The following is a 13,006-nucleotide window of genomic DNA, read 5'->3' on the forward strand; positions in this document are numbered from 1 at the left end:
CTGAGATTAAACAACAGAAATACACTATTAACCGCTGGACTTTATAGGGGCTGGCCGGGAAAGTCACGCTCTGATCAAGGCAAAAACCGGATCAGAATTCGCCCTCATCAGCCTCTGGAAACTTACCCAGTCCCTCATCACGACCATAAGTATCCTCCAGTCGCACGATGTCATCCTCGTCAAGGTAGTTTCCACTCTGAATTTCAATAAATTCCAGATCCAGATGACCGGGATTTTCAAGGCGATGAATCGCACCGATGGGGATGTAAGTGAACTGGTTTTCCGTAAGGTAAATTTCCTGGTCACCATTACGCACTTTTGCCATACCTTTTACAACGACCCAGTGTTCTGCACGGTGAAGATGCTTCTGCAGAGAAAGTTTGCCACCCGGTTTAACCGTTATGCGCTTCACCTTAAAGCAGGGACCTGTTTCCACAGAGTCATAGGAACCCCAGGGACGATAAACCTTTCTGTGCCGATGAACCTCTGGACGATCATCTGCCGTAAGTTGCTTAACGACGCTTTTAACATCCTGCACCCGGTCCTTATGGGCAACCAGGAAAGCATCATCACTTTCAACCACAACCAGGTCTCTCACTCCCACGGTGGCAATAAGCTTTTTTTCACTGCGGACATAGGTGTTGGAAGAATCATGTAAAACAACGTCACCCAGTGTAGAGTTCCCCCTTGAGTCCTTTAACGAAAGATCAGCGAGAGAAGACCAGGACCCCACATCCGTCCAGCCTGCGTCCAAAGGAATAACTACGGCATCCTCTGTTTTCTCCATAACTGCGCAATCAATAGAGTCATCAGGGCAGGCTATAAACGCCTCTTCATTCAAACGAACAAAGTCAAGATCAGTGTACTCAGAAGATAACGCCTTTTGGCAGGCAGAGAGAATATCGGGCGAAAACCTCTTCAACTCCTCCAGGTAGCGGGATGCCTGAAATACAAACATCCCGGAGTTCCATAAATACCTCCCTGAATCAAGATATCTTTTTGCTGTGTTAAAGTCCGGCTTTTCAACAAATTCAATAACCGGAGAGATATCATCCATTGAAGCTGATTTAATATATCCAAAACCAGTTTCCGGGTAGGTGGGGACCGTACCGAATGTCACCAGCTTACCATCCTGCACAGGTGGTAATGCCTTTCGAAGGGCATTATGAAAGGCCAACCTGTCATTGATAACGTGGTCAGCAGGCAATACAAGAAGAACAGCATCCTTGTCTTGATCAATAGCTTTGATTGCAGCCAGAGCAACTGCAGGAGCAGTATTTCTCCCAGCGGGTTCGAGAATAATGGCAGATGCTTCTACATTTATTTGTCGCAGCTGCTCAGCAATAAGAAAACGGTGCTCAACACTTCCTATAACAATGGGAGAGAATACCGAAGAGAACCCTTTCATTCTAAGCAGCGTGTTCTGCAGCATGGAATACTCACTCACCAGAGGCAGAAACTGCTTGGGATAGTGAGATCGAGACTGGGGCCACAAACGGTTCCCGGTGCCACCAGACAATATAACAGAAATGAGTTTCAGCGGTATTCTTCCTTTTTTAGCATTGGGTTAAACTCCAAACAAGAGGAACTTAGCCACTTTTTTCTTATCAGTTAAACCAAGCCAGCGGGAAAGCAAAAGCCTGGGCAATTTAAGAGCATTCATTCTTTTATCCACATCTTCAAACTCAACTCTGAAATCGGAAACTTTACGACCTATCGTTTTCTTTTTCTTAAGTAAGTCCCTGAGGGTTAGAAAGCTTAGAAACTGACATAACTCATTCTGTCTTTCGCATGACACCAGCCTAGAAGCCACATCCAACCCTTTTAATATATCAAATGTGGAATTTGAAAATGTCCGAGAGATGCTGCCGTCACGGACCCTATAATAATAAACCTCTTTATTTAACAAGGTAAGCGAATTACTTGAAGAAAATATTTCAGGAATCAAAAAGAAATCTTCATAAGCCAGACCCACAGGAAATTCATGACCAGAAAAAAGTTCTGACTTATACAGTTTACCCCAGGCTGTAGCATCTACCCCCTTATGCTCTAAATAAGTGGAGTAAACATCCTTTCCAACCAACATACCCTCTTTAATGTTTCTACTCGACTTTTTCGTTTTTCCATCAATAAAAAACCACTTTGCTGAAACAATATCAGAACCATTTTCCTCAGCAGCTCCATAAAGATCAGCTATAGCAGTAGGAGTAAGGTAGTCATCGGAGTCAACAAAACAAAGATAACGTGATTTGCACAGTTTCATTGCCGCATTTCTGGCAGCAGAAAGCCCCTGGTTCTCCTGATCGATAATAGTAAAAATTCCTGGGTGACCCTCTGAATATTGATTAATTATATCTAAAGTGCCATCAGTGGAGCCATCATTTACAACAATCACGTTATCAATTAAAGAGAAATCCTGTAACAGAATGCTGTCCAGACAGGCGGGTAAAAACTCTTGTACATTATAGGCTGGAACGATGAGTGAAACAAACATACTTAAATAAAGAAACCAAATAGGAATTCAAAATACATGAAGGATTGCTTATTGGAACAGGAACGCTAACTCTTATTCAATACTTTCCCACCTGAGTGATAGTTAGCCGTCATTGCATAGATCAATGGCATAGAGAATCCATAAAACATAGCCCCAACGTGGTGGTATAAAAACCTCTCTGTTAACCCAGAGAACACAAACACAAGCACAAAAGCAATGCCTGAAATATTGAGAATCCGTATTCGCTCGTTATCTGTCGACAGGTAACCTTTTATGAAGTGATACATTGGGAAAAAATACAACAATAGCAGAGCCATTAAGCCCAGCAGCCCTCGTTTTGCCAAAGCATCAAGAACCTCATTATGAGCCGAACCGGTGCCATCTGGACTTACCAGATACCCCTCTTCAATCAAAGTTTCTCGGAAGTTTGATCGGCGTTCAAAACCAAGGCCTATCAAAGGAGATTGTTTAAACTCACGAAAGGCAGCTCTCCATATTTCAAACCTCACTCCAGCTGAAGATGTCGGCACAGTTTGCTCACGATCACCGGTAAAATACTCTTTTACTTCAGAGATAGAAGTATCAACTCTATCCTTTACTGGAGTAATAAAATAATAGCAGGACAAAACCATGACTAATGATATAAGTATTGCAGCAACGATTTTAGTGATGCTGAACAACCGATATTTGAGAAAAATCACAAGAAGCATAACGGGTGGAACAGCAACCCAGGCACCCCGTGTTTCAGACAAAACAAGCGCTATTGCACCTAGAATAAAACCAACAATAGAAGCAATGGACATTAACTGGTTTTCACCCTTAAACCACAGCCAGGAGCAGAAGGACATGACCATCATTAAAGCGGCCAGATTACCAAAAAAAATACTGAAAATAGCGCCTGTTGCCCGCCCATAACCAAGAACAAAATATTGTATGATCGCAACCATACCCGCCAAAACTGCTCCAGAAACAAAGCTTTTAAATACACTGGAGGGTGAAATATGGGATCTTATCAGTAACATTACAAAAGGTAACGCAATAAGATAGCGCGCAGGGGTATCAAGAGATTTCGCACCATCATAAACAACATTAGTTATTCCAGCAAAAAATGCGAATAAAATAACCAGCAACAGGCAAATATATCTGAATTCTCCGTTAATCTTCCATTTCTTTATAGAAAAAAATGAGTAAATTAAAAGCAAAAGACAAGAGACTTCAAGAGCTCTTGGAACCACAGAAGACAATGCCAGAAGAACAAAACAGAGTATTTCTAAAATACGATCATTTTTAACAGTTAGAGGGGTATTCACATGTCACCTAAAAGCTTAATCCCAATTAAGAAGCCTTGTTTACCTGACCTGCTGGACGGACTGCCTCAAACTCAGATAAAGGTTTGTAAAGCCAGTCAAAAATTTCACTACCTGGCTGATATCCATTCACATACTGCAACAGCATTTCGCTGGTTTTGCCATAACAATGCCCCTTCAAACTATCAAAAATTGATTGAAGTGCAGTAAGAAGATCGCTCCACTCCAGCATTTCTTCATTGACCCTGAAAATTCTTGAGTGTGATGTTTGAGCAACGTCCCCACCAATTATCAACTCTTCATAGAGCTTTTCACCGGGACGCAAGCCACTGAAGGAGATTTCAATATCACCATCGGAATTAGATTCATCTTTGTACGTTAGACCTGATAAGGAAATCATTCTACGGGCAAGATCGACAATTTTGACCGGCTCTCCCATCTCTAAAACAAATACTTCGCCCCCTTTACTCATGGCACCAGCCTGTATCACCAACTGAGCAGCTTCAGGAATAGTCATGAAATAGCGGGTAATATCCGGGTGAGTGACAGTTACAGGCCCCCCCCCTCGTATTTGCTCCCGAAAAATAGGAATTACTGAACCACTGGAACCCAGAACATTGCCAAAACGGACCATTGCAAAACATGTTTTATTGACAACAGGGATTTCAGGCTTCAAACCAAATAATTCAGGGCGATAAAACAAGGGGCGATTTTCATCGCTTAAGGCTTGTAATACCATTTCAGCCAAGCGCTTCGAAGCCCCCATAATATTGGTTGGTCGAACCGCTTTATCCGTTGAAATCAAAACAAAATTCTTAACACCACTCACAATAGCGGCTTGCGCCGTGTATAGCGTTCCTAACACATTATTTCGAATCCCCTGGGAAATATTGTACTGAACCATGGGAACATGCTTATAGGCTGCTGCATGATAGACCGTTTCCACACGGTAACTGCTCATAACATCCATTAGCCGGGCCGGGTCATTGATTGAGCCCAATACAGATATAATGCCCAGCTTCATGTTCTTAAGAGAGCTGGTTTTTTGAAGCTCCTGGTCGATCGTATACAGATTATATTCAGAGTGATCCAGTAAAACCAGGACCTTAGGCTGACGAGAAAGGGCCTGTCTCGCCATCTCTGAGCCAATAGAGCCCCCAGCCCCCGTCACCATGACTACCTTACCCGTTATGTGCTTATCAATCAGCTCTGGGATCGGCTTCACTTCCTCCCTTCCCAGAACGTCAGCGATATCTATTTCCTGAACCTCCTGAATAGTAAAGCGCCCGCTGGCCAACTCCTGAATACCTGGCATCGTTTTAATGGGCAAACTGAAAGGCTCCAGAGACTGGACAATCTCACGGCGACGATGGCGTTTTACCGAGGGTATTGCCAGCAATATCTCTTCTATTTTTATTTCAGACATCAAGACCGGAATATGCGCATAGCTGTATATTTTTTTTCCCGCAAGAGAACGACCATGCATAGCCGTATTATCATCAATAAAGGCGACGGGCCTGTATTCTCTTGAATTTTCAAGCGCCTCAGCCAACTGAGCTCCTGCTTCACCAGCACCGTATATTGCAACAGGTGTTCCCTGGTGTTTATGGTGTGTCACCCCCCCTTTAGGAGAAACCGGTGATAGAATAATATCCTGAAAACGATAACCCATCAGCCAGTACCTTGCTGCATACCGACTCATACTGAGTAGCAAGGCTGAAATCAACCAATATAGGACAGGTACCGAACGGGGCACTCCTACTACGTTTAACAGAACGAGGGATGTACTTAACCCAAGAAATGAAAACAGGGATGCTCGAAAAATTGTGAACGATACCTGAGGCCCCATATATCGCAATACGGCGCGGTACAATCCCATACGAATATAAATGGGTATCGCAATAACAGGTGCTAGCATGCACATTTGAAATAAAGACACCAGATAATCTGAAAATAGATTTTCAAAGCCCAGGCGAAAGCTGTACGCTGCAAATACAGATATCCAAATAAGAAAAATATCAATTGAGAGCGTAATCAGGCGTTTATAGATTTTTGGTAGTGCAAGCAACCTTGCTCTAAGAGTTGTGGGCATGAGTCTTATTGCTTATAAAATTAATAAGGGGAGTAATTTAAACAGGATGCACTTTAATTGTTAACTCGCCGTTTTCATAACCTGCCTGATAACATCAGTGGTTCTTTCAATCTCTTGATCAGTCAACGTTGGGTGAACAAGAAACATCAAGCTGGTCTCTCCAAGGGCTTTCGCAACTGGAAGTCGTTGCTCTGGCCGAAAACCCGTATTCTCAAATGCTTTTTCCAGATAAACCTCAGAGCATGAGCCTTGATAGCAAGGCACTCCACAACCGATGATAGCATCAACAATCCGATCACGGCTCCAGCCTCTTCTAAGCTTCTCTAGCTTCACAAAGACATAATGTTTATAGCAGGCATGCTCTATGTGTGCAGGTACCTCTGGCACTCGAAGTGCCGAAATGCATCGACATGCGTCATTAATGGCTTGAGCATTTGCCTGGCGCCGCCTTTTCCAGTCCGTCATTCTCCTTAGCTGAAGCCGCCCAATGGCTGACTGCATCTCAGTAATGCGCCAATTAGTGCCAAAAGAGTTATGAAGCCAACGGAACCCTGCCGGATGCTCAGAGTTATACACTGCATCCCAGGACTTACCATGATCCTTATATGACCACATGCTTGACCAAAGAGAGGTGTCATTGGTAGTCACCATACCACCTTCGCCTCCGGTGCTCATAATCTTATCCTGGCAAAATGACCATGCACCAATATGACCGATAGTCCCCACGCTCTTGCCTTTGTAACTGGCACCATGTGCCTGGGCGCAGTCTTCGATAACCGTTAAGTTATGCTCACGAGCCATTGCCATAATTTCATCCATTTCACAGGGCCATCCGGCCAGATGAACGCAAATGATCGCCCTGGTATCAGGCGTTAGAACGGCGCTAATGGTTTCAGCAGTAATATTCTGAGAATCCTTGTCGACATCAGCAAAAACGGGCCGGGCACCTGAATTGACAATACTGCTGACTGAGGCCAGAAATGTACGAGGAGTCACCACAACCTCATCGCCTGGCCCTATATTCAGCCCTTTAAGTGCCAGATCCAGCGCCAATGTACCATTTGCTACCGCAACAGCATGCTTTGTTCCACACCAATCGGCAAACTCCTTCTCAAACTGACGCCCCTCATTCCCTGTCCAATAATTGACTTTATTGGACAGTAAAACACGGTGTACAACATCAGCTTCTTCTTTGGTAAAATAGGGCCAAGGGGAAAAAGGGGTATTCAACATCTAATAAATCCGTGAAAACTAAATAAGCCAGAACAAGTATGAATGATTGAATATTTACTAACTAGTTTGATTATAAAAGGAAATCAATGGTGCTTGACTCAAATATTAAAATCGCTATTGCCCACTTTTTTGCTCACCGGCTTTGCAGGAATACCAATCACGGTATTCCTCGATTCAACATTTCCAAGTACCACTGCACCAGCCCCGACCACAGCAAGATCTCCTATAGTAACTCCCTGTATAACCTGTGCTCCCATACCAATCCAGCACTTTTGGCCCGTTCTCACGCCTCCTGCAAGGCTAGCTCCCGGCGAGATATGTGTTCCATCACCAATACAGCAATCATGATCCACTGAAGCGTTTGTGTTGATGATACAAGCCTTTCCGATATCAACATCAATATTGATAACAGCCCCTGCAAAAACAACACTTCCAGAATCAAGTCTTGAATAGGGGCTACAAACGGCTCCAGAATGGATAATTGGTGGAAATAAAGCTCCGACTTTTGCCCCCCTCTCAATCAACTTAAGCCTCAAAGCTTCATAATTGGCCCCTACACCTAAAGCCATAGAGGCATACTGTCTTACATAATTTTCCAGTTCAGAGATCTTACCAATGATGGGCCAATGACTGACCTGATCAATTTCAGGATAACGATCATCAAGGAAGGCTACTGAATCCCAGTTCCGGGAAGAAAGAGCACAGTCAGCCACAACCTTGCCATGTCCACCTGCGCCAAGCACTAAAAGAGTCCTATCCATCCCTACCCTTTATTTACTTCTGTTTCTTTTTGACCAGCTTGTTCAACGGATCCCATAAAAAAGGGCATTGTTGTATGTTGATCAGCACTGATACCTTCTTTACAAACAACTTTTTTAACAGTCAGAAACAGGATTTTAATATCAAGCCACAAGGAGTGGTTGTCGACATACCATACATCAAGTTTAAATTTCTCCTCCCATGAAATAGCATTTCTCCCATTTACCTGGGCCCAGCCTGTTATACCAGGTTTCATGTCATGGCGGCGAAACTGTTCTCGACTATATAGAGGCAGATACTGCATCAATAACGGTCTTGGTCCTACCAGGCTCATATCACCTTTAAGGACATTCCAGAACTCGGGTAATTCATCCAGACTGCTACGACGCAACCAGCTTCCAAATGGTGTGATTCGCTCATCATCCGGTAAGGGCTTCCCCTCCCGATCAAAAGCATCTTTCATAGTACGGAATTTAACCATCCCAAAGGGTTTGCCCCCCTTGCCTGGACGGGTTTGCTTGAAAAGTACTGGACTACCCATAACATGAAACACTTTATAGGCAACAAAAACGATCACTGGAGCTAAAAGGACAAGAGCCAAAATTGAGCCTATAACATCAATAAAGCGTTTTAACATTGTGCAGAAAAACCTTAATCCTACTAACCTTATGGGGACGTGGGGTCCAGCTGAGAACTCCCTTCCTTGCCAGTAATTCCAAGATATTCCAAAATTACCTGATTAACTTTATGAACATCGTACTTAGATTCAGCGATCAAACGACTTTCTCTGGCAAAGCTTGACCTCCTCTCTGGTTCAGAGATCAATTGAATCATCGCATCAGCAAGCTCTTCAATAGCATGAACGGGCACAAGATAGCCATTTCTTCCATCCACAACAGTTTCGCGACACCCAGGAGCATCCGTTGTAATTACAGCTCTTCCCATAGACATTGCCTCTAAAACCGTTCTTGGTGTACCCTCACGATAAGAAGGCAACACATAAACAGAGCACTGTTCAATCGCTGGCCGAACATCGTCCAACTTACCCAGAAACTCTATTACACCACTTGCAACCCAGCCATCAAGTTGTTCCTGCCGGATTGCAGCAGGATTAGAGTCAATCCACCCTGCAATCAAAAAGCGTACATCAGAGTGCATTTCTTTAACTTTTTTTGCGGCTTCGACATACTCAACAATACCTTTGTCTGTAAGCAGACGACCAATGTATAAAAATACTGGTGACTCAGGTAGTGCTGACTTCGGATAGTAAGCTAGATCAACACCGGAACCATTGACAATATCACACTTTCCAGCATCAACCAGTTTCATCGACCTAAATAAAGCCAGGTCATCAGGATTTTGGAACAGTACATGAGTAGCCCGGCTGAGTGCCATTCTATAAAGAGAACGAGCAACTCCAGAAATTATACGCTTTACACCAGTGGGTTTTGAAGTAAACGCAAAGCCAAGCCCTGTGATCAAAGCGCATCGGCAGGTTACACCCGTCAACCAGGCAGCCAAGTTCCCATAGATGACAGGCTTAATGGTATACCCGATAAAAAAATCGGGTTGAACCTCTCTCAGGGTGCTCACCAGTTTTAGAAAACTACTAAAATCACTGAAAGGGTTAACGCCAGTTCTCTCCAGAGGAATCTCATGTATAGCGCACCCCCAACCAGCCAGCCTACCCCTGAGTTCAGCATCAATATCCGGTGCCCCGACATGTACTGAATAACCCTGTTCTATAAGAGTTTTCAGAAGCTCACCGCGAAAAGTAATGAGCGAATAGCCATAACTTGCTAAAACGAAGACCTTTCTAACCATGATGCTCTTCCAACCATGCTTGAAACATCAGGATATTCCATAGAATATAAGACCAATTTCTCCCCCCTTCTTGATGCTCTTGCCATAGCCTGGATACGGCTTCAGAAAAGAAAAAACCCTCTCTATCCAGGCGGCCCTTGTCAAGCAAATGCTCGGCCCATGGTTTGAGTGGACCTCTAAGCCAATTTGCAAGAGGAATTCCAAAGCCCATTTTGGGCCGTTCAATTAGTTCACGAGGTACATGCTTGTACAAAATTTGTCGTAAAGGCCATTTTGTTTCCCCACCATACAATTTATAATCCAATGGAAGGGTAAAAGCGAACTCCACTATATTATGATCAAGAAAAGGAACACGGGTCTCAAGCGAAACGCCCATAGCAGCACGATCAACTTTTACAAGAATATCGTCAGGCAAATAAGACATGGCATCCAGCAACATCATTCTCTCTACATCACTCTGCCCTGGCACTCTTGGGGTATTACCTGTCAATAGCGTTGGAGGCTCTACTGCATCACGTACCAGCAATTCAGGATTCATTGTAGTGGAAACCAAACCATAATAGAGTTCATCAACGGTACGACTGGCAATAACTCCTGCGCCCTTATGCAACTTATCCCCCGCCAAAGCCAACTTATTTCGAAGAGGAGTCCGGGCTACCAGCTGATTTAGAACTTCCGGACTGATTAAGGTAATCCCTTTTGCAACCCCTTGCCGCAACAATCTTGGAACAGGTGCAAGCTTCCCCCAAAGACTGGAAGTCAGGTGATAACGATTGTACCCGCAAAATAATTCATCTCCGCCATCACCGGAAAGGGATACTGTTACATGCTCTCTTGCCAGCTCCGAAACAAGGAAAGTAGGAATCTGTGAAGAGTCAGCAAAAGGCTCATCATAAAGATGAGAAAGCTGGGGTATTACACCTCGAGCCTGTTCTGGAGGAACGTAGAGTTCCGTATGGTCTGTGCCCAAGTGAGCGGCAACAGCTTTAGCATGCGCTGCTTCATTATAACCCTTGTCATTAAAACCAATAGTGAACGTTTTTACTGGTCGGCTGCTCTGAGACTGCATCAATGCGACTACTGTAGAAGAGTCAATTCCACCAGAAAGAAAAGCTCCAAGAGGTACATCAGCCAGCATCTGCCTGGAAATTGATTTTGAGACCAGCTGCTCCAGATGATCAACAGCTTCGTTCGGTGACCCTTTAAAAGGTTCATCAACACCTTTTTCAGCCATAGAAACTGCAGACCAGTAGCACTCGGGAACTGATTCAGCTTTTTCTAAAGAAAGAGTCAGCAAAGTACCTGGCATCAGTTTAAACACACCTTCATAAATGGAATAAGGTGCTGGTATATAACAATGGCGCATTAATAAAGAAATGGCATCTCTATTGATGTTACCTATAAAATCCGGGTGAGCTTTAAGAGCCTTAAGTTCAGAGCCAAATAAAAAAGTACTACCTTGCCAACCATAGTAAACTGGCTTTTCCCCGAGTCGATCTCGAGCCAGTGTTAATTGCTTTAACTCCCGATCCCATACTGCAAAGGCAAACATTCCAGTAATTCGATCCAGCGCTCCTTTGATACCGAAGCATTCAATACAAGCCAGCAAGGTCTCAGTATCGGAGTGCCCCCTCCAACCTGGTGCTGACTGAGTCTTTGAAATTTGGTTTCGGAGTTCAAGATGATTATATATCTCACCATTAAAGGCAATGATATAGCGGCTACTAACAGACTCCATAGGTTGGTGACCTGCTGGGGACAGATCAACAATAGATAACCTCCTATGGGATAGGCCAATACCCTCGAATTCATCAAACCAAAAACCAAAATCATCAGGCCCTCGATGAACAAGAGTATCACACATTGAGGCGAGTATTTTTTTTGAGTATTTTTTTATATTACCTTTAGTAATAAATCCAGAAAAACCGCACATTAATTAATCGATCCCAGAATGCAATAGAATACAACAGACATTTATTTAAGATTAAATATCTTAAACTTAAACCCTTGCTTTTCACTTACTGATAAAATATAAAAAACAAGGTAGATTAATGGTGGCAAAACCATCCACTTTTGACGAACCGATATGCCCAGATTAGCCGTTGTATAAGAAAGAAGAAGTAGAGTCGTTAAAGAATATAGAATCAAAAAAAAATTAAACCTAAAAGAAGATCTCTTAATCTTGAAAAAAGACAAAGAACCATACACAAAGAGAGTCAACAGTATCAGGTTATCGATGGATGCGAAAAAAGAAGGTAGATGATGAAATTCATATGGGAGTGGGCGAAACAGGTAAGTAAATATCAGCCCGGCAAGGCTCATACCAGTAATATCCAGAGATGCTCCCCCCCCCAAATTCGATGTCTGCCGCGCTTCAACATAATTATATGCTGTTCCGAATGAAAAAGTTTCAAAGTCAAAACCAAGAAAATTTAAAGAGAACAAAGACATCAAAATAGCAGTAACCAGCAACAAGCCAGAAATCATTATTCTTGACGATAGCTCATTTTCTTTATCAAAAAAAGTGAATGGAAGCAGAGCATAGAGCATAATACTTGCTATATGAGGCCGCACAAAAAACATAACTACTATAGATAATGCCATTAGCGGCCACCTTTTCTTTAGATATATTGATGCCCATACAGAAAAGCACACAGCCATAAATGACAAGCCATCCTTACCAAGAGCTGATGACCAAAAGCTCATCGATGGAAGAAAAACAAAAAGTGCTGCACACAACTTTACTCTGTACGATGCATATTCCGTAGCTTGTTTTAAGGAACCATCTAAAGCAACCAAACCCAGAAAACCAAAAAACTGAAAAACAATGAAACAGCCCAGTAAAGAAAAACCTAGCTCAGTTAGCACATAAGTTAACAACTCTATAAAGCAGGTTCCAGCATATAAATTATCAACACAATTTATAGAAAAATTATCAGAAAGCCCACCAGCATAATAACCTAGTGCATCGCCGCCATTCTTTTGTACATACAGATAGTACACAATAGAAAAGAGAGAATGCCAAACGTATAAAATCAATGCCTTGAACGGATCAACAAAAAATTTTGGAGCTATCTTATAAGCCAATAATAAGCTAGATAAAACCACAATTAACAAATAGTAGTATTCCATCATTACAATGATAGCTCCAGAAAAAATCAACTATTATATGCATTAGTTCAGATCTGATCTGACAATTCCCTCTTCAAAAAAGGGAAGGGTTACCGATTTAGATAGAGGGTGAAATCACTGAAATCTAAATCGTAAAAAGGTAACCCTTATGATTCATACTAATCA

General features: G+C 42.9%; 10 protein-coding genes. All 10 read right to left on the reverse strand.

The genetic code is table 11. From position 1 onward, the window contains the following. Positions 1-91: 91 nt before the first annotated feature. Positions 92-1,546: a mannose-1-phosphate guanylyltransferase/mannose-6-phosphate isomerase gene (locus tag ACNRUY_RS16065; RefSeq protein ID WP_488112675.1), complete on the reverse strand. Its 1,455-nt coding sequence runs from the start codon at positions 1,544-1,546 to the stop codon at positions 92-94. Positions 1,547-1,567: 21 nt separating this feature from the next. Then, positions 1,568-2,494, reverse strand: coding sequence for a glycosyltransferase family 2 protein (locus tag ACNRUY_RS16070; protein WP_488112666.1), 927 nt, complete (start codon positions 2,492-2,494; stop codon positions 1,568-1,570). 65 nt (positions 2,495-2,559) lie between these two features. Then, the gene (locus ACNRUY_RS16075) at positions 2,560-3,804 is read right to left on the reverse strand and encodes an O-antigen ligase family protein (RefSeq protein WP_488112667.1); all 1,245 of its coding nucleotides are present in this window, start codon (positions 3,802-3,804) and stop codon (positions 2,560-2,562) included. Between the two features lie 25 nt (positions 3,805-3,829). Continuing rightward, a complete protein-coding gene (locus ACNRUY_RS16080) occupies positions 3,830-5,893 on the reverse strand; it encodes a polysaccharide biosynthesis protein (RefSeq protein ID WP_488112668.1) in 2,064 nt (687 codons plus the stop codon). 60 nt (positions 5,894-5,953) lie between these two features. Beyond that, on the reverse strand, positions 5,954-7,126 hold the full coding sequence (locus ACNRUY_RS16085; protein ID WP_488112669.1) for a DegT/DnrJ/EryC1/StrS family aminotransferase: 1,173 nt from the start codon (positions 7,124-7,126) through the stop codon (positions 5,954-5,956). Positions 7,127-7,224: 98 nt separating this feature from the next. Then, on the reverse strand, positions 7,225-7,887 hold the full coding sequence (locus tag ACNRUY_RS16090; protein ID WP_488112670.1) for an acetyltransferase: 663 nt from the start codon (positions 7,885-7,887) through the stop codon (positions 7,225-7,227). 2 nt (positions 7,888-7,889) lie between these two features. Further along, positions 7,890-8,522 carry a sugar transferase gene (locus ACNRUY_RS16095; protein ID WP_488112671.1) on the reverse strand — a complete coding sequence of 211 codons (633 nt, stop codon included), beginning with the start codon at positions 8,520-8,522 and terminating at the stop codon, positions 7,890-7,892. A gap of 29 nt (positions 8,523-8,551) precedes the next feature. Beyond that, positions 8,552-9,709 (reverse strand): glycosyltransferase family 4 protein, encoded by a 1,158-nt coding sequence (locus ACNRUY_RS16100; protein WP_488112672.1) that lies wholly within the window; start codon positions 9,707-9,709, stop codon positions 8,552-8,554. Further along, positions 9,702-11,642 carry an asparagine synthase (glutamine-hydrolyzing) gene (gene asnB / locus ACNRUY_RS16105; RefSeq protein WP_488112673.1) on the reverse strand — a complete coding sequence of 647 codons (1,941 nt, stop codon included), beginning with the start codon at positions 11,640-11,642 and terminating at the stop codon, positions 9,702-9,704. Before asnB ends, ACNRUY_RS16100 begins: the two co-directional genes overlap by 8 nt. Positions 11,643-11,683: 41 nt before the next feature. Further along, a complete protein-coding gene (locus tag ACNRUY_RS16110; protein WP_488112674.1) occupies positions 11,684-12,844 on the reverse strand; it encodes a hypothetical protein in 1,161 nt (386 codons plus the stop codon). Positions 12,845-13,006 lie beyond the last annotated feature (162 nt).

This window comes from Endozoicomonas sp. Z74, assembly GCF_057680865.1.

What these genes read in the sequence shown, in the direction of transcription:
- ACNRUY_RS16095 (WP_488112671.1), bottom strand. Translation starts at nt 8,522, where the DNA reads ATGTTAAAACGCTTTATTGATGTTATAGGCTCAATTTTGGCTCTTGTC.
- ACNRUY_RS16085 (WP_488112669.1), bottom strand. Translation starts at nt 7,126, where the DNA reads ATGTTGAATACCCCTTTTTCCCCTTGGCCCTATTTTACCAAAGAAGAA.
- ACNRUY_RS16070 (WP_488112666.1), bottom strand. Translation starts at nt 2,494, where the DNA reads ATGTTTGTTTCACTCATCGTTCCAGCCTATAATGTACAAGAGTTTTTA.
- ACNRUY_RS16090 (WP_488112670.1), bottom strand. Translation starts at nt 7,887, where the DNA reads ATGGATAGGACTCTTTTAGTGCTTGGCGCAGGTGGACATGGCAAGGTT.
- ACNRUY_RS16100 (WP_488112672.1), bottom strand. Translation starts at nt 9,709, where the DNA reads ATGGTTAGAAAGGTCTTCGTTTTAGCAAGTTATGGCTATTCGCTCATT.
- ACNRUY_RS16080 (WP_488112668.1), bottom strand. Translation starts at nt 5,893, where the DNA reads ATGCCCACAACTCTTAGAGCAAGGTTGCTTGCACTACCAAAAATCTAT.
- asnB (WP_488112673.1), bottom strand. Translation starts at nt 11,642, where the DNA reads ATGTGCGGTTTTTCTGGATTTATTACTAAAGGTAATATAAAAAAATAC.
- ACNRUY_RS16110 (WP_488112674.1), bottom strand. Translation starts at nt 12,844, where the DNA reads ATGATGGAATACTACTATTTGTTAATTGTGGTTTTATCTAGCTTATTA.